The following is a 17,244-nucleotide window of genomic DNA, read 5'->3' on the forward strand; positions in this document are numbered from 1 at the left end:
CAATCGATGGTTGTCCATGTTCAATACAAAAAAACAACCCATGTGGATGGGCATGTTTCGAAAAAAGAAAAAAAGTCGTACCCCTATGGTCATGTCCGTTCTGGGCGTAGCGGCTACAATGGTGAGTGCGGCCTTCTATGGCATTACACGTGGTCGCGAGGATGAGCACCATAGCCATGATGAACCAATGAAGAAATATGCTGGTAAAATTCAAGATTATATGAAACGTGCAGATTCACGCCCAAATGGTGCTGCGTTTGCTGAATTTGCTGATGAAATCATGCCAGAAGCAAATGAAAAGCCAAAAGAAGAACAATAAATAGAAGGACGACTTCAAAAAGTCGTCCTTCTATTTAAGTGTATTTTTCAAAACAATGGAAAGTTTGTATTCAACATGCTCACTAAGATTGGTAATAAATTCATCAAGGTCTTCGTTTGATGGAAAACGGCATTCTAATAAATAACATCCATCTCCACTAATTTTGTAATTATTCCTTACAAAATACTGATATTGGTCCAAAATTGAAAAATAAGATCTATGATAAGGCCCTCTTGTGTAAATATTTATAAAGACATGCACAGGATTCCCCATCTTCTCTTCATTCACGCAAACCTGATAACCTGAAATAATCCCCGCTTCTTCTAACTTTAACACTCGTGAAGAAGCAGCCTGCCCTGTCAAATGAACTTTTTCACCTAGCTCTTTCATACTTAACCGAGCATTCTGATTAAGCTCATGTACAATTTTATAATCCGTGGCATCCACCATCTCTCACTCCTTTCAAATTTCAAGTTCATGGCGCAAAATTCTTGATTTCATCTATGTAAGCTAGACTCCATTTATATTATCCTATACGTGTACACCTAAAAAGGAGGAGATTCACATGAATATCCATCATATAAGAAATGCAACCCTTTTACTAGAGTATGGAGGACATAGCTTTTTAATTGATCCATTCTTCGCTGACCAGGGTTCTATGCCTGCTTTTCCAAACACACCCAATCAGGAATTATCTAACCCACTTGTACCACTACCAGATAAAGCGAGTGAATACTTAGAGGTAGATGCTGTATTTATTACTCATCTTCATCCAGATCATTTCGATGAGAAAGCGAAAGAAATATTGCCAACAGACATTAAAATATTTGTTCAAAACCAAGAAGATTTAAAGACCGTAAAACAAGAGGGCTTTTCAAATGTTCACTCTTTTGAAAAACAAGTTCACATAGGCGATGTAACGATTAACCAAACAAATGGTCAACATGGCAGAGGGGACATTACTAAGATGACTGGCCCAGTATCTGGAATGGTCTTTAAGCATCAGGAAGAGCAGTCTCTCTACATTGCAGGGGATACAGTGTGGTGTGAGGATGTAGAAAAAGCCCTTACCGCTCACTCTCCGGATTTAATTATTGTAAATAGTGGAGCTGCTCAATTCCTTGAAGGCGGACCCATTACGATGACCGCAGAAGATATTTACAATACTCATCAAGCTGCACCCAACTCAAACATCATTGTCGTGCATATGGAATCACTAAATCATTGCTTATTATCCAGAAAAACGTTACACAGTTTTCTGGAGGAAAATCAGCTAACAAGCCAAGTCATTATACCAAACGATGGTGAACGTTTATCTTTTTAAGACGTGCTAAATCAAGATCACGTAGAAAAGGCTGCTTAAGAAGTACAATCTTCTTAAGCAGCCTATGCTATTCGAAAGACAATCGTTTTTTCATCACTAAATCTGTAGTTTCAAATCCCATTTTCTTATAAAGATGTAAAGCTCGCTTATTATGAGCAAAAACATGAAGCCCGATTTGTACGATATTTAAGGATTCTGCATACCTTTCTAAAGCTCTCATTGCAGCTGTTCCATAACCTTTTCCCTGTTCTTCATTATGGAGCTTTATATCGTAGATAAAAATGTGCGTTTCTTCTGGCCGGTGCTGTCGATGAAGCCAGATCATTCCAATCTCTTTCCCTTCCTCATTGACCACCGCAAAAAGATCATGATCCCTCGTATTCAAGCCATCTGGTAAGAGACTCTCAAACTGCTCCTGTGCATTAATCATGGCTTCTGAAGCAGTCCAATTACCTGCCTCAACATGTTCATTAGCGTATTCTCTTACAGATGTCTGGTAATACTCTTCAAACGTTTCTTGCTTCATTGGAATAAAACGTACCTTCATCAAGCTCACTCCCCTATTGTTTCCCTACCCATCTGCTATCTTAATGGTATACAAGGCTCTAGAATAAAAGCAAGTTTAACCCCCTCCAATCTTCCATTCTACGTAAACATTTATTCATTATGAGCATAAAAACCCCAATACTTTTTTCTTTAGCACTCTACCAAACAGATGCGTGTCAGACACCCTTTACCTCTTCACATCACTAAAGCGAAAAGATACATGATATCCGTTTTTGTTCTCTCATTTTTCTCGTTCGTTTACTAGAAAAGATATTTTTATTTAATATTCTTCGCATCTCCTACATAGAGTTAGAGTGAGGGAGGGGGTCTGGTTTGCTACAAATTTCAAGAGCTTCCATACGAGCAAAGGTAACATTTATTAGTCGATATCTAGTAATCTATGGGTTTCTATTTATGTTAATTGGACTTATGACGGCTACCTCATATAGTAAAACGTTTCTATCGTCTCAAACCATTGAAAATGCATTAAAGTCCTTTAATAGTACTGAAGTTTTACTGGCCGTTATGGGGAGAGAGATGCCACCCTTATTACAAGAATATGAAGATGAAGTCCCGGACCTTTCCACGTCACGATTTGTCGTTGATGCATTAACAGATATACGCTTAGGAGATGCCAGAAGTCTTCTCGGGCGTGAGATTCCCGGATTAGATGCTTATCACACCGAGATCTTAGTCGCTGGTGAGGGAACCGATTACACTACACTTCCTTATGAATCACCTCCACCAGAAGATTTTTTCTCAAGTGCTGAAGACAAAAAGGAGAAACCCGCAGAAGAGAAAGTTCCAGAAGAAGCATCCGTTTTGATTTATCATACACATACATGGGAAGCCTTTCTTCCCAACCTAAGCGGAGCAACGAAACCTAACGAGGCGGTTAGCCACGATGAGACAAAAAATATAGTAAATGTAGGAACAATGTTAAAAGAAGAGTTGCTCAAATACAATATTCAGACACAGCACGTTAAAGACAATGTCGCAACAGAATTGAAAGAAAAGAACTGGTCTTATCCAGATTCCTACAAAGCTTCACGGGAAATTGCTACAGCTGCCCTTGCAAAAAACGATAATGTAGAATACATTCTCGACATCCACCGTGATTCAGTTGATAAAGAAATCACGACCACTACTATAAACGGAGAGCCATATGCCAGACTCTTCTTCATCGTAGGAAAAGAAAATAAGTTCTATGAAGAAAACTTACAATACGTTACAGAGCTAAATAAAAAACTAAACACCGAGTATCCAAGCATTAGTCGAGGCGTATTTCAAAAGAGCAAAGCACAAGGAAATGGTCTTTACAATCAGGATCTTTCTGAAAAAGCTTTACTTATAGAGATTGGTGGTTACGCAAACAACAATGAGGAAATTAGAAACACCGTAAAAGCTTTTGCTAAAGTATTTAGTGAAATGTATGAAGGAGACATAGAAGTGAATGCGCAATAAAACTTGGCTCCTTTGGTTTCTTTGGACATTCCTCTCTATGCTCTGTTCTTTCTTCTTCTTTCACTGGACCATTGCAGTTGCTTGTTTCGTAGCCGGTGTATCAATTGCTGGAATTGAATTGTTTCATGAATTTGGTGAGAAGAACTGAGCTTTTAGCTCAGTTCTTTTTTGATGAACGGAGGAATGTAGTTGCGGGTTTCTCTTTCTTCATTTCTTCTTTCAATTGTGCAGTTCGGTGGCTTTTTCTACAGTTGCCAGGACATTTTATACATATAGATACATCTTTCCTACATACCTATACTTGGTTTCTGCATTCTAACCTCTTTTTATACAGTCTGAGAGCTCTTTCTTCAATTAGACCACTCTATTCTTCATACCTCCATATTCTTTCTTCAATCAAATCCATCTTTCCTTCAATCACCTCATACGAGAGCTCACTGTAAAATTCACAAAGGAATTCTTTCCATTTTCCAGAAAACAGTAAAGCAAGCAAAAATAAAAGGAGAGTAAAAATGAAAATCACAAAAAGCCCTATTCATAATAGAGTGAACACTATTTTTATACCAGTAAGTGATCTACAGGCCGCAGCCAAATGGTACTGTCATTTACTAGGCCAGGAGTATAATCCTGAGGAAGTAAAAGAACCCGTCTATAACATGAAGATCAACCACACAACGGGTGTCCTACTTGATGCAGGACCTCCAGGAAAAAAGCAAACAGTTAAGCCTTCAGCTCACCCCTTATTTAACTTTCATACTGAGGATATTGACTCATCCTTCCAATTTGTAAAAGAGCTTGAATACAGTGTCCATTCAGATATCCAACGCTTTGAAGATATCTCCTTCTTTACCATTAAAGATGCTGATGAAAACATCATTATGATCTGTACAGGATAACCATAGAGACCCATACAAAAAGGCTTGAGGAAAAAATCCTCAAGCCTTGAGCTTTAACTCTTTCACACGTTGCCGAGTTTCCTCTGGCCACCAAGCGCCACAATCTTCTGAGACCACACATGCTGCGCAAGCCTTAAGATCATACACCACCATATCCTTAATAGGAGGAGCATAGAGATGTAAGGTAATTAAACCACTCTTTTGATCATCTTTCATTCTATGAACTCCTTTAACAGGAGCATACAAAAATTCCCCTGCCCCCCTTTGTTCTTCAAATATAGCCCGTGGGACCTTCCCGTCCTGCACCTCATAAACCGTATGTTCTGTTTTTCCATTAAGGACATGAATCCACCCATAAGAATTTCCATGATTATGAGGAGAACATTCTAAATCAGACCAATTCATAACAAGAAGTTCCACCTCTTTATTATGAAACAAAAGCTTCCTATAATAGGGTTTCCCATCAGGATCGCCAAGTTCTGCTTCTACGTCTTTTACTGTTGTGTTCAATTCCTGAAGCACCCTCCTTAACTCTTCTTTAGACGGAGAAGTTAACGGTTTAAGAAGAGTTTCCATTCGTTCTTTCCACTCCATATTACACCCTCCTTTTCTTTAGAATGTTCCTAAGGTTCCAAACCTGTCCATTTACGAAAATGACTCCCACAATAATAATGATTCCTCCGGCGATACTTTGAAGGAAGATTCTCTCGTTAAGCAGTAAAACTGCAGCAATTAATGTAGCCAGTGGCTCTAAGTACATAAAAGCACTTGCCTGAGAAGCCTCTAATACTTCGTGCGCCTTCCCCCAGTACCAGTAGGCGATACCCGAAACAAACACACCAAGGAATATGAGGTGACCCCATTCCCCCGGACTTAACAGCGCTAAATCCTCCCATCCTCGCCCCTTTATGAGGATAGGGACGGTGAGGATGAAAGAGAGCGCACTCATATAAAAAGTAATGACAATCGAAGGCAACGGAATGTGTAATCGTTTTAAAAGAATTCCATAAACCGCCCAATTCAGGGTGCTAAGGAGCATAAGAAGATAGCCTATGTTCATAGCAAATGAGATCCCCTGGCCACTTCTCGAGGTCGTAATTAAGATGACACCAGCTATAGCCACCCCTATACCTATAGCCCTTGAGAGCGTCACTTTTTCATGAAGAAAGATCATCGACAAGAAAACGGTAAACACAGGGGAAAACGATATAATCCATCCCGCATGAGACGCATCAATGGTTAAAAGTGCTGTTGCCTGAATAATTTGATGGACAAAGACTCCAAGTATTCCAAGTACAATCAGGGCTGGAACGTGAATAAGGGCTAATTTCATTGGATATCTCATGAATACAAGTACGCTTAATAAAAACAAAGCCCCGAATCCAAATCGAATGACGAGTACGGTATAAGGATCAAGCTTATCTAAAACTGCTTTAGTTGAGACAAAAGATATACCCCAAAATGTGATGGATAAAGTTGCGTAGAAAGAGGCAGCCAGTTTGGTAGACATATATATGCTCCTCCTCTTTAAAGGAACTCTTTCTTTCATCCTATGCTTGTCCTTCAGGTTCATGTAGAATACGTTTGGAAATTTTTGTTGTGAACAATCAAATCTTACCCTACAATAGAAATAGAATTGTCGGATAATTAGGAGGATGACTGTGCTCTTTTACTATTGATCTTTGTGAAGTTCTCAAGTAATGAGGAAACGACATAAAGGGAGGGCTTACACATGGAATGGGTTAAAGAATTTTACAATAAGCAATATGAACTCTTAACCAATAACCCTATGATTCTGACGCTTAGGGATGATTTGGTTGATAAAATGGAAGAATTAATAGAATCCAAACCTGAAAAGATCCTGGAGCTCGGAGCAGGCACAGGACAGTTTGCAGTCGCTGCCGCTAAACGAGGGTATGAGGTTACGGTTATTGAACTAGCGCCGAAAGCAATAGAAAAAATGAGGACCCTGGCAAGAGATCATAATGTGGAGGATACACTTCACATTTATGAAGGGGACTTCTATGAAACTACAATTAAAGAGACATTCGATTGCATTTGTTACTGGGACGGATTCGGAATCGGAACAGATACCGATCAAACCAAACTCCTCCAGCTTATTGGGATTTGGTTAAACGAGGATGGCCAAGCACTGATCGACTGCTATACACCCTGGTACTGGGCAAACACAGCTGGAATAGAAATGAGCTTTGATGAGATTATGAGGCTATACGATTTCGATCCGTATCACTGCAGGATGATTGATACGTGGTGGTCAAGTCGAGACGAAAGCCAAGCGGTGACCCAGTCTCTCCGATGTTATTCTCCAGCTGACCTTGAACTTCTGCTAAAGGAGAGTACACTCTTCTTGGATCATTCTATACCAGGCGGGGCAATGGATTATACCACAGGAGAATTTAATGAAGAAGCTCCTCTCCACAGAGCCATGTCCTATACAGCTCGGTTAAAGAAGGATAAATCCTAAGTTTCTTAAGGAGAAGGAGACCATTTATGGTCTCCTTCTCCTTTCTGTTAGTTAAAAAGGATGTTATTACCTTTCTTTTAAAAATCTAAAAGTACAGGTCTCCTCTTATCTCAGTGAGACCGCACTGGAGATAGAACGTGACAAACTTGTTCATGATCAAGAGGACGTATAAAAATAGGACGCATTGACCCAGAGATTCCTATTCGAATTTTTTCTTCTTCAACTGCTTTTAACGCCTCTATTAAGAAAGTTCCATCAAGAGTTACGGAACATTCCTTTTCCCCATCTACGCTCAGGAGAGTTTGTTTTTCTTCGATCCCTCCTAAATCAGAAGATGATGAGGATATATGAAGATCCCCTTTTCTGACTTCAAGGTGAATGTTGTGGTTCTTCCATTCATTCGCAAATAGACATGCCCTCTCAATCCCTTCCTGAAGTTGAAGCTTATTAACAGAGAGTATAGTAGGTGCATTTTTAGGGATGAACTGATCTACATTTGGATAATGTCCTTCAATTAACTTTGAATAGACCAACAAGTCACCTGCTTCAAATACAATTGAGCGATCATGTATGGAGATTTTTACTGGGGAAGTTTCATGGCTCAGTACCTTAGCTAGGAGGGAAAAAGCTGTTTTTGGAACATTACAAGAACATTGCAAATGATTCTTGTATGAAAACTCTCTAAGGGCTAAACGATGGGAATCGGTAGCGACCGCCCGGATGCTTTCTTTTTGAAAAGATAAATGGACTGAAGTCAAGACAGGGCGATTCTCATGATTAGAAGCTGCAAAAGTTGTCTGTTTTACCATTTGGAGCAAATCTTTACCTTCCAAAGTGATGGCTTCTTGCGCAATTTCAGCAGGAATGCTCGGAAACAAAGAAGAGTCAAATCCGCTTATATGGCTTTTAACCTCCCCTGATCTGATCGTGATTCGATTGTTTTGATCAACCTGAATATGTATTTCTAAAGGGAGTTTTTTTATTAATTGATGAAGCGATTTTGCCGATACAACGACACTCCCTCCCTGCATAATAGTGAGCTCTTCTTCAATTTGTGTTGAGACCTTGCGCATAATATAGATTTCCCCGTTACTACCTGTTAACGTTAATTCCTTTTCGTTTGCTTCAAGCTTAATCCCAGATAACAAAGGATTTAAAGTGTTGGAACGAATGACTTTATTAGCATCATCTATTGCTTTTATGAAAATATCCCTCTTTATACAAAAATCCACTCTCATTCCACTCCTTTAATCATTCAATATCGTTGAGCTTTCCTTTTTTGCTAGCTATTTCAACTAATATAATAAAACTAATGGTTAGAACAACAAGGAGGATGGAAGCAATCCAATTTGATAAATTACTCCAAATACTAAGGAAAAACACACCATTCGTCAGCAATACATAGATGACAATCCATTTTTTTAGCACTATAGACTACTCCTTTTTACGAACATGCATTCGCTTCAATTCATGCTATTGTACCATAAATATTCAAATTATTCAGTTAAAAAATGACAAAAAAATTCAGTTATGAAAGAGGTACAACTTTCTCTTCCATAACTGAAATAAAAACCTTAGTGCCCTCCACCATGACCTTCAAGATCTCCGATGGCTGTTACTGCTGGTGGGTGGGCCTTTGAATATTCATATTCAATATCATAAGTTTGGCCAACTTCTACAAGGTTCCAGGTCATTTTATCTTCAAATCTTAATTCTTTATCCATGCCCTCAACCTTTATTATGTACTCATGGGATTTTTCCTTTTCCAGGTCATGCTTCTCGATAACTTTCACATCATGCAACGTTTCGTGATGAGCGATTTTCGTATTCAGATAAAACGATAATCCTGTAATCACGATGATGCTGACTATAATAGTCGTGACTAATTTTTTCTTCAAGGTGGATCCTCCTTCTGTTTCCTCGTTTCTATTTAACCACATAACAGATTTATTGACCATTTTTTATTGGGACTGTTTAAAAGTTTCGTACACAAATTGTTGATAAGGTGTTTCCGGGAGCCCTCGTATTCCTTCATATGCATCTTTTGCATACACCTTTCCCTTTTCCCATTCTCCTAATTCCATCAAACAACGAGCTTGATATGCTTTGACATGGTAAATCAGAGAACGATCAAAGGGGTGCACCCATTCAGGAATAATGTTGAATTGATTCAGTAGTTGCCATGCACCTTTTATATCTCCCATATGATATAGAGCTTTCCCTTTTTCCATTGCATAATACGAATCCACTTCACCACCAGATAGCAGTTTAAAGGTCTCCGTGGATCGCACTGCTTCTTTATAATCTCCTTTTACCTCATTATAATAATGAGCTTGTAGCAGCAATACCAAGGCTTTGGTTTCATTACTGTCTACAAACTTGCTATACAAATCGAGCTTATCCAAATAAAATGTGACAGCACCTTCATCTCGCGTCATAATCGAATAATAACAAGCCAGTCGGTATAACTCTTCAACTTGATAAAACGTCTTGCTTTTTCTTGAATGGGCGATCGCCCTATGCAATACGTGCAAGGCTTCTTCATTGTGACCAATAGCAAAAAGTAAGATGGTTTCAAACGTAAGGTACTTAAGCGATGTTAACGTTTCAAGTTCTGCTCCTTTCGATTGTATGACTGATCGCTTTTCTCTTATTAAATGCAGTGCTTCCTCATACTGTTGTAGTTCTATTTTGCTCCACGCCTCAAAAAGTGTAACCTGAACCGATTCTTTAAAAAGAGTTAGTGTTATATACAAATGATCCGCCTGGTGTAAAGTCACTTCCCAACCTTGTTCTCCTACTGCATATAAACTCTTACCGTAGATTTCCAACACTTTTGCGGACTCATATGAGATTGGTAGTTGCTCCGTCTTCAGAGGAGACATTTTTTCAATAATTTCCTCATTCTCACCATCTTTAATAAGCGTTTCAATAGTAATTAAAAGCTCACGAACTTCCGTTACACTAACTTGTTCAAGTAGTTCATTCACGGATACATCTAATTGGTCTGCAATATAATGAAGACTTTGCATCGAAGGCTTTGCTTTATCATTCTCAATTAAGCTTAGCATTCCTTTCGTCATGTAATCTCCAGACAGCCCTTGCAAAGTTAACTTTTTCTTTTTTCTAAGTGTTTTAATTCGAGCTCCCAGTGAAGTCATCTATATCCCCTCCCCTTATTGTTTAATTATATTAAACTTAACGCTTGTATGGAAGTGCTTACCATGTTACGATTTGTTTAATTTGATTAAACTTTTGAAGGAGGTTTCAATTTTGGATAAGCACAGGAAAGCTACATACCATTTATGGACGTTTGCAATGAGTAAGCTCATTTCTTCATTTGGAAGCAGTGTGTATGGCTTTGGAATGAGCTTGTATATTCTAAACGTTACAGGTTCAGCTACGGGATTTGCGATCAATTTACTCTGTAATACTCTCCCGCGAGCGATTCTTGCACCCTTTGCCGGAACTCTTGCAGATCGCAAATCGAAGAAGAAAATTGTTCTTATCTCTCAAGGAGGAGCCTCTGTTATTGTCCTTAGTTTACTGGGCTTTTCCTTTATTCAGGAACTCTATGTCTCTGCTATTTACACCACTACAGCTCTATTATCGATCTGCTCTACCTTCACAAGTATCACGCTTACTTCTTCAATTACTCAACTATTTAACCAGGAAAAACTTCAAAAAGCCATGGCCTTTCAACAGGCTTCTATTTCCTTATCTACAATAGGAGGACCAATTGTAGGTGGTGCATTGTTTGGACTCTTCTCTATGAAAGTCTTCCTGCTGATCCACATTTCAAGCTATATCATCGCGATTCTGCTAGAGGCTACAATGAATTTTACTCTTTACAGAAAACAACCTTTCTCCAAGCCTTCTCCATTTCGTCAGTCGCTGTTAGAGGGTTTGCGATATGTAAAGAGTAACGAGAATCTCTTAAGGTTATTCTGTACTGGTTTAGTCGTTAATTTTTTTGCCGTGTCTTTGGTGGTAGGACTTCCATTTATTGCTGTCGAAAAACTTAGGATTCAATCTGCACATTTTGGAATAATCGAAGGGACGTTTGCAGCGGGGATGTTAGTCACTTCTATTTACTTTTCAATTCGTAAATCATTTCGGTCTCCTTTGCTCCTAACGAAGTGGGGGATTGTAGTAGCGAGCTTTATCATGGTTATGACTACATTACCACTTTTCATACCTTTGAGTTATGGAGGAAATGTGAGCTTTTACATGGTCATCGGTCTCATATATGGCATAACGCTCACTTTTGTGAATACACCCCTAGGCGTTCTATTGCAGAATGTTATAGAAGATGAGGTGAAGGGAAGAGTATTTGGCATTTTGGAGATGATGGCACAAGGGTTATCTCCTCTTGGAATGATTATTTATGGTCTGGCTTTAGATACGATAGGCCCAGGTTGGAGTATCATTCCCTCAAGTTTTTGTATGACGGCCTTCACCCTTCTGCTTTTAAATCAAAAACGGTTAAAATATATCCCTACCTCATATTCTTCTATTTCCTAGTTGTGAGCAACATCCTCCTTTAATCAGGCATTTGGCTTGGGCGCTTCAAAATTTTAAGGAATGGATAATTATTATCCACCGCAAATTGTTTTTACAGACCAGCATTCTTCATTTTACTTTCCATAACTGAAACCCTTACAATTAGAAGATAGGTGATTCGATTTTTGATCACACAGAGGAGGACGCCAACAAATGGCAAATGAATACAACTTGAATTCAACGGACTTCCAATCTTTGAAAACCGCCTCTAAGAAGATGTTCGATATGATCGTGACCCGCTTAAACGTGAATACAGCTTATGTAGCGAAGCGCGGGGAGAAAGAAATGACTGTTCTTAGTTCCCTGAACAAAGACGAAGAAATTATTCCAGAGGGATACTCAGTTGAATACGGTGGGAGTTATTGCAGACATATATTTAACAATGTAAACAATGAGATGCATACCGCGGATGTAAACCATTATGAGATAACTCGTAATCTAGACGTTACACCAGAGCTTGGTATTAAGGGATATTTAGGTGTTACCCTTACGGATACGGAAGGTACGATCTTTGGAACACTTTGTGTGATGGACCGTGAAGAAAGGGAATTTAGTGAAGAAGATGTAGAATACCTAAAATCTATGGCTGATCTTCTCTCCCATATCATTGAGCTTGATAAGACCAAGTTTAACATGGGTTTCTTAAGTGTTCCGATCCTCCCTATTACAAATGGGGTATCAATTCTGACGCTACAGGGCGTAATCGATGACCAACGAGCAAATAAAATTATGGAAAGTGTCCTCCAGCACACTTCCGAGAAGCAAATTGATTACATTATTATTGATCTATCAGGACTGGTCATTATAGACGATCTGTTTCCAAATTTACTAGTTAAGCTTGTCCAATCTCTTCAGTTAATTGGAGCAGAAACAATTATTACGGGCATAACACCTGAAGCGGCCCTACATAATATTAGTAGTCAACACATTCAAGACCTTAAAGCCAAGACCGTGCATAACCTTGAAGGTGCGCTTGAATATATTGGTTTTCATTTACAAGAAAAATAAAGCAAAAGAAAAATCCCACATTTCTTGTGGGATTTTTCTTATGCTTCTAAAGTTCGCAATCGTTCACTATAAGAGTCATAGACGCTAATGGCATCACTTAATAGATCTAGCTTCTTGGCCCTAAGATCATTAGCGAGTGTACGTATATCTTCCCATAGCTGTGAGGCATTTACATCAATCGTTGAACGTTGGAATACCGTTTCTGAAGTACCTACAGGATCCCCGCCGTTTCGCTTTAACCTTTCTGTTAACAACTCCATTTCATCTGATACATAATCTTTTAATTCTTCATAATGATCCCCCATATGATCACTAGAAGTAAACGTATCGAGCTTCCCTCTTACAACAAAAAGATTGGCCAGATAGTTATTAATTACTTCAACATCTTCCCATTGGAGGTTGGCATCATTTCTAACAAGATTATTCATATCATCACCTCTGTTTATCTAGTTTCGTTCCCCTATTAAATGGATGATAAACGCCTAATAATTATGACTATATTTTTTGTAACTTCCAATGATTGTTGTCGACAAATGAGGTAAGACCTAAAAAAGGAGACATTTGAATGAACGTAAAACAATTCCTGTTCATCGCTTCCATCTTTATAGGAACCATGAGCGGTTGCGGAATCGGGGAAAAGGTAACAGAGACAGAAACCAAGGATACCGACTCTTCACAATCGAACTCCACCATCCAAGATGATTATTTTGAAAATGATACCTTAAAAACCCTCCAAACGGATGTGTCAAAAAGAATCAAGCAAGTGGAGAATGACGTATTTGGAGAAGAGGAGAACCGAAATGATTATGGCACTTTCTATCTCGACCGGGAGAAAGAACAATATGTGGTTGGACTACTTGAAGACAGCGCAAAAGCCCAAGAGTTTAGAGAAGCTTTAAAAGATACCATAGAAGATAAATGGATTCGTTTTGAAACGGTCTCGTATACGACTAACACCTTGCACAGTAAAATGTCCGTTGTTTATGATGATGTAAAAGAATTCGCAAAAGATAAAAGGAATAATTTCCATGTTGCATCAGACATCTCGAATAATCAAATTAACCTAGTGATCGATCATCTAACAGAGGATGAGCAGGCACAACTCTATAATAAATTCGGAGATATGCTTTCCATTACAATCGATGAAGAGCAGAATGAACTTACTAAGAAAGCAAATGAACAAGAGATCTCAGAACAAGTGAGCGAAGATGAAATTACAGTAGGGATGACTGCCGAGAAGTTTCAATACCCTATCACCACAGAAATCGTTAAGCTGACAGTCAGAAATACAGGGGATGTTCCACTCTTATTCGGTACCCATTACACCATTCAGAAAAAAATAGACGGTACATGGTATGAGGTTCCATTTGATAATGGAGCTTTTAACGATATTGGCCTTTCGATTAGCCCAGGTAATACGTATGAAGAGGAAGTTCATTTAACTGGTCTCGATTATACATTAACAGAAGGGACCTATAGGGTTGTGAAATCTTTTGATCAAGAGGATAAAGATCATGATCGATTCAAAACCGTTCGTGTTGCAGCAACCTTTGATCTGGTTCCTTAAAATTTTTTTTGCGGGGGATGCTCTGATCCACAGGGTCCTCCCTCTTCAGTCATCTTTTTTCTTCCTCTCTCAATCATTGATTTCGATTTCATCTTTAATTTCACCATCGCCGAATGTCCAGACCCTGTACTGCTTATCTCCCTCTTTGTTTACTACCAGTACATATTCTGTGAAGAATTCTCCCCAGTGACCCAGACGGTTAATACTTTCAACGGAGGTGATTTCCGGGTTTTCCTCTAAGACCTCCGCTTTTACCGTTTGTAGTTTGGATTGAACAAACAAGGTCACCGAGAAGTAAGCAATAACCATGATCGAGATGCTTATCCCTACACCTTTCCATATTCTACTCACTATATCAGCCCTCCTTCTGACTTTGTGTGACTCTCCATTCCTTCTCTAATTCGATTATATCTTTACATTTATTGCACTCTTCTACAGCGCTTATATATATGCTTGAATCATGGGCGAGTAAAGAATTAAATTTCAAAGCTTTATCCATATATTCTCCACTGTAACAAACCATCTCCCCTCTTTCTAAGAAAGGCCTGACATTCACTTGGTCTTCATTTGAATATAGAGATACGGAGATGAAATCATAGGTAGATTCCTGCTGATTCTCTTGAACAAAGCGTTCATGTTCGTTATTCATAAACGATTGATAGGAAGCAAGATCTGTCCAAAAAGCAAGAATAAACGCTTTCCGAGCATCCGTTTTCTCCCAACCGCCAATTTGCCCAATGAATCCGTCTATCCGTTTAAGTTGTCCCCACTTAGCCTGTGCTTGTGAGAAAGCATTTCTTTTTTGAAACGGAACGATACACTCAATCCACTTTAAGATCATTCGCTTTCCCCACCTTCTTGCATTTGCGTGACTAAATCTAGGAGCAGTTCTTTAATTTGTTCTGGGGAATCCCCGTGACCTGTATGAGATAGTTCATGCAGAACCCCCTCTTTCATCCAGTAAATACTAGAGGTTTGAAAGGCCTCATCAGGAAAGGCAGACGGACTATAATAAACCGTATCACCACCGGAAAGCTTCACTTCTTCAGCTTGTTTTATCAAATGGTTAAAATCCACAAGTTCAAAGTCTGAAGAGAACAACGATAATGTTTTCTCATTCCGATCATTTGTAGAAGCAGTAATAGAGATTCCAATATCTTTCTGATCTTCAGGGTCATTGAAATCACTAATTAGGGGCTCGCTAAACGATCCGTATGCTTCTGGTAGATCATCTGGAACCGTTAACGTAAACGGCAGAGCCTTCAATGCCTCTTCAACAGAGTTTGCTTTATACATCGTTGGTTGCTCTTCATCTGACTGTATTCCATTCTCATAAACCGTTAAATGCTCCGTATTAAGTGTAGCGGCTTCTCTTTGACACCCTAATAAAAGTACTAGTGATAATGCTCCTATGTATTTCCTCAAAAACTCATACCTTTCTCTTACAATGTGTAATGTATGTAATTATGGATTTTCTTGATAAAACAAGGTTTTTAACAAAAAACGCACGCAAAAGCTATGGCTCATTTTACCATAAATATGGATGAAGTTCTTTTAGAACCACAAAAAGACTCTTATTCCTTATAGGAATAAGAGTCTTTTCTCGACTATCCAAATTGTGGGTCTACACGAATGGTGCACAAGAGGTTTTCTTTCACACTCTGGAAAGCATCGACTTCCTTTGTGTCTCTGGCAATCTTATACAATGGATCAAGAAGGGTATAACAATCTTGCCTATGCAATTGACAATCATTCAGGCCTAATACCGTTTCATAAGAAAATTCCCACAAGTCTTTGTGAAGTTTCTCAGGAAGCACCTTGGCTAGAAGAGCTGTCATACGTAAAATCTCTGCCAGTATGGTTGTATTGTTATTCGCGTATTCACGTACGTGTGCAAATCCCTTATGAAGATAAAAACTAAAGTCTTTTTGATCCAGTATAAAACGAAGTTTCCCTTCCCCATCTCCAAGATAAGGGGAAAAATTTGATCGCTTCCCTATGCTTTTTAATAAGTCCGTAATCTGATGGAGTGTGTTGGAAACTGTTAATGGATCATTATTTCCAATCGCTTTAATGGCAACTTCAGCAAGTTTATTCACACCGTATTCAAGATCTTGAATTTCTGTTTGCTTCTCTCCGATTTCAATTAGATCTAAATATTTCATTCCATCAACAGGGTTCCCATTTGCCCAAATTGTTAATAAGGGAGCTTCACTAAGTACAAACTCCCCTATTCCAGCTTCAAGCTTAACCGTCACTCCATCTTTCTCAGCTTCTTGCACAATTCTCTTAATATCAGCTAATTGAACGTAACCGGTTTTTGGAGCGAGTTGAACCTGTCCTTGTTCGTCTGGTAACTTTTGTACAAGACCTTTCTCATATTCGAGTATAAACGGTTCTTCCTCCCGAATAAGAGAGTCTTGCACGGATTTTGATTTCGCATTCATATTAAAACTAATATTATGAACCTGCATCCAAGTGGTCGTGTGATTAATAAAGTAAACGAAGGTTAACGCTGCAATCACAGCCGTCAAAATAGATAAAATGGGCGTTGCAAATATATATTCTTCTTTCTCATGCGTGACATACAAGAAGTTAAGGAGTACATAAATAAAACTTCCATTAAAAATCCCTAATACATGTTGAGTCATCTTGTCACTAACAAAGTTAACTAGCATCTTGGATGAGAACTGGCCGCTAAATGTTGTTAAAGCAACGAGCAAAGAGTTAATTGTAAAAGCACTTAGTGTTAAGACACCACCAACAAGTGCACTCAAAAGTACTTGAAGAGTTGTCCCACTAAAACCGAGCCCTACTGGCAAATAAGAACCAACATCCAATATATAATCCAGGTAGAAAGTAAAAATCGATAATAATATTGCGCCTGCAATATACCATAGCGGCATAAACCAAAGAGTAGAGTTTAATTCTGTTTTTCGCTGTCTTCTTGACATGGAACCATATTTCTTAATGTAACCAAACAAGCTCATGATGGATCCCCTCACATTCTTAGAAAGTACTCTCTCCTCGTTCCCCCATCATAATGGATATAACCCACACCAACTACAAATT

22 protein-coding genes are annotated in these 17,244 nt (G+C 38.8%); 9 read left to right on the forward strand and 13 right to left on the reverse strand.

Annotated elements, in window-relative coordinates; all coding sequences use genetic code 11:
• The first annotated feature begins 16 nt into the window (after nt 1–16).
• Nucleotides 17–319 (forward strand): hypothetical protein, encoded by a 303-nt coding sequence (locus QNI29_RS12435; RefSeq protein ID WP_231416829.1) that lies wholly within the window; start codon nt 17–19, stop codon nt 317–319.
• Nucleotides 320–349: 30 nt separating this feature from the next.
• Here the strand turns inward: QNI29_RS12435 and QNI29_RS12440 are convergent, their stop codons facing one another.
• Entirely contained in the window at nt 350–769 is a 420-nt protein-coding gene (locus QNI29_RS12440) for an Lrp/AsnC family transcriptional regulator (protein ID WP_231416830.1), read from the reverse strand.
• A 115-nt stretch (nt 770–884) separates the two neighbouring features.
• Here QNI29_RS12440 and QNI29_RS12445 point away from each other — a divergent pair, with 115 nt between their 5' ends.
• On the forward strand, nt 885–1,643 hold the full coding sequence (locus tag QNI29_RS12445; protein WP_231416831.1) for an MBL fold metallo-hydrolase: 759 nt from the start codon (nt 885–887) through the stop codon (nt 1,641–1,643).
• 67 nt (nt 1,644–1,710) lie between these two features.
• On the opposite strand, the gene QNI29_RS12450 is transcribed toward QNI29_RS12445, so the two are convergent.
• A complete protein-coding gene (locus QNI29_RS12450; RefSeq protein ID WP_231416832.1) occupies nt 1,711–2,190 on the reverse strand; it encodes a GNAT family N-acetyltransferase in 480 nt (159 codons plus the stop codon).
• A 332-nt stretch (nt 2,191–2,522) separates the two neighbouring features.
• Here QNI29_RS12450 and spoIIP point away from each other — a divergent pair, with 332 nt between their 5' ends.
• The 3 genes from spoIIP to QNI29_RS12465 all read left to right on the forward strand — a co-directional run bounded on the left by spoIIP (nt 2,523) and on the right by QNI29_RS12465 (nt 4,549).
• Nucleotides 2,523–3,653 (forward strand): stage II sporulation protein P, encoded by a 1,131-nt coding sequence (spoIIP, locus tag QNI29_RS12455; protein ID WP_231416833.1) that lies wholly within the window; start codon nt 2,523–2,525, stop codon nt 3,651–3,653.
• Nucleotides 3,643–3,801, forward strand: coding sequence for a hypothetical protein (locus tag QNI29_RS12460; RefSeq protein WP_231416834.1), 159 nt, complete (start codon nt 3,643–3,645; stop codon nt 3,799–3,801). Before spoIIP ends, QNI29_RS12460 begins: the two co-directional genes overlap by 11 nt.
• 364 nt (nt 3,802–4,165) lie before the next feature.
• On the forward strand, nt 4,166–4,549 hold the full coding sequence (locus QNI29_RS12465) for a VOC family protein (protein ID WP_231416835.1): 384 nt from the start codon (nt 4,166–4,168) through the stop codon (nt 4,547–4,549).
• 39 nt (nt 4,550–4,588) lie between these two features.
• Here the strand turns inward: QNI29_RS12465 and QNI29_RS12470 are convergent, their stop codons facing one another.
• Nucleotides 4,589–5,143, reverse strand: coding sequence for a cysteine dioxygenase (locus QNI29_RS12470; RefSeq protein ID WP_231416836.1), 555 nt, complete (start codon nt 5,141–5,143; stop codon nt 4,589–4,591).
• 1 nt (nt 5,144) lies between these two features.
• Nucleotides 5,145–6,059 (reverse strand): DMT family transporter, encoded by a 915-nt coding sequence (locus QNI29_RS12475; RefSeq protein WP_231416837.1) that lies wholly within the window; start codon nt 6,057–6,059, stop codon nt 5,145–5,147.
• Nucleotides 6,060–6,281: 222 nt separating this feature from the next.
• On the opposite strand from QNI29_RS12475, the gene QNI29_RS12480 reads away from it, so the two are divergent.
• Nucleotides 6,282–7,034, forward strand: coding sequence for a class I SAM-dependent methyltransferase (locus tag QNI29_RS12480; RefSeq protein ID WP_231416838.1), 753 nt, complete (start codon nt 6,282–6,284; stop codon nt 7,032–7,034).
• A 110-nt stretch (nt 7,035–7,144) separates the two neighbouring features.
• Here the strand turns inward: QNI29_RS12480 and dnaN are convergent, their stop codons facing one another.
• The 4 genes from dnaN to QNI29_RS12500 form a co-directional block, all read right to left on the reverse strand.
• Nucleotides 7,145–8,266 carry a DNA polymerase III subunit beta gene (dnaN, locus tag QNI29_RS12485; protein ID WP_231416839.1) on the reverse strand — a complete coding sequence of 374 codons (1,122 nt, stop codon included), beginning with the start codon at nt 8,264–8,266 and terminating at the stop codon, nt 7,145–7,147.
• Between the two features lie 19 nt (nt 8,267–8,285).
• On the reverse strand, nt 8,286–8,462 hold the full coding sequence (locus QNI29_RS12490; protein ID WP_231416840.1) for a hypothetical protein: 177 nt from the start codon (nt 8,460–8,462) through the stop codon (nt 8,286–8,288).
• A 146-nt stretch (nt 8,463–8,608) separates the two neighbouring features.
• Entirely contained in the window at nt 8,609–8,932 is a 324-nt protein-coding gene (locus tag QNI29_RS12495; protein ID WP_231416841.1) for a hypothetical protein, read from the reverse strand.
• Between the two features lie 63 nt (nt 8,933–8,995).
• Nucleotides 8,996–10,195, reverse strand: coding sequence for a helix-turn-helix domain-containing protein (locus QNI29_RS12500; protein WP_231416842.1), 1,200 nt, complete (start codon nt 10,193–10,195; stop codon nt 8,996–8,998).
• 112 nt (nt 10,196–10,307) lie between these two features.
• On the opposite strand from QNI29_RS12500, the gene QNI29_RS12505 reads away from it, so the two are divergent.
• Both QNI29_RS12505 and QNI29_RS12510 read left to right on the forward strand, forming a co-directional pair.
• Nucleotides 10,308–11,558, forward strand: a complete 1,251-nt coding sequence (locus QNI29_RS12505) for an MFS transporter (RefSeq protein WP_231416843.1) — start codon at nt 10,308–10,310, stop codon at nt 11,556–11,558.
• 192 nt (nt 11,559–11,750) lie between these two features.
• Nucleotides 11,751–12,605 carry an STAS domain-containing protein gene (locus QNI29_RS12510; protein WP_231416844.1) on the forward strand — a complete coding sequence of 285 codons (855 nt, stop codon included), beginning with the start codon at nt 11,751–11,753 and terminating at the stop codon, nt 12,603–12,605.
• 38 nt (nt 12,606–12,643) lie between these two features.
• On the opposite strand, the gene QNI29_RS12515 is transcribed toward QNI29_RS12510, so the two are convergent.
• Complete coding sequence (locus QNI29_RS12515; protein WP_231416845.1) at nt 12,644–13,033, reverse strand: ferritin family protein; 390 nt, start codon at nt 13,031–13,033, stop codon at nt 12,644–12,646.
• 137 nt (nt 13,034–13,170) lie between these two features.
• Between QNI29_RS12515 and QNI29_RS12520 the strand changes: the two genes are divergently transcribed.
• Nucleotides 13,171–14,172, forward strand: coding sequence for an immunoglobulin-like domain-containing protein (locus QNI29_RS12520; protein ID WP_231416846.1), 1,002 nt, complete (start codon nt 13,171–13,173; stop codon nt 14,170–14,172).
• A 69-nt stretch (nt 14,173–14,241) separates the two neighbouring features.
• On the opposite strand, the gene QNI29_RS12525 is transcribed toward QNI29_RS12520, so the two are convergent.
• From QNI29_RS12525 to QNI29_RS12540, 4 genes are all read right to left on the reverse strand, one after another.
• Complete coding sequence (locus tag QNI29_RS12525; RefSeq protein ID WP_231416847.1) at nt 14,242–14,523, reverse strand: hypothetical protein; 282 nt, start codon at nt 14,521–14,523, stop codon at nt 14,242–14,244.
• A 4-nt stretch (nt 14,524–14,527) separates the two neighbouring features.
• Nucleotides 14,528–15,013: a YdbC family protein gene (locus QNI29_RS12530; RefSeq protein ID WP_231416848.1), complete on the reverse strand. Its 486-nt coding sequence runs from the start codon at nt 15,011–15,013 to the stop codon at nt 14,528–14,530.
• Complete coding sequence (locus tag QNI29_RS12535; RefSeq protein ID WP_231416849.1) at nt 15,010–15,597, reverse strand: hypothetical protein; 588 nt, start codon at nt 15,595–15,597, stop codon at nt 15,010–15,012. The genes QNI29_RS12530 and QNI29_RS12535 overlap by 4 nt, the downstream gene beginning before the upstream one ends.
• A 182-nt stretch (nt 15,598–15,779) precedes the next feature.
• Nucleotides 15,780–17,162 carry a DUF2254 domain-containing protein gene (locus QNI29_RS12540; protein WP_231416850.1) on the reverse strand — a complete coding sequence of 461 codons (1,383 nt, stop codon included), beginning with the start codon at nt 17,160–17,162 and terminating at the stop codon, nt 15,780–15,782.
• Nucleotides 17,163–17,244: the final 82 nt, after the last annotated feature.

It is taken from the genome of Pontibacillus chungwhensis (assembly GCF_030166655.1).
In the GTDB taxonomy this organism is placed as follows: domain Bacteria; phylum Bacillota; class Bacilli; order Bacillales; family BH030062; genus Pontibacillus.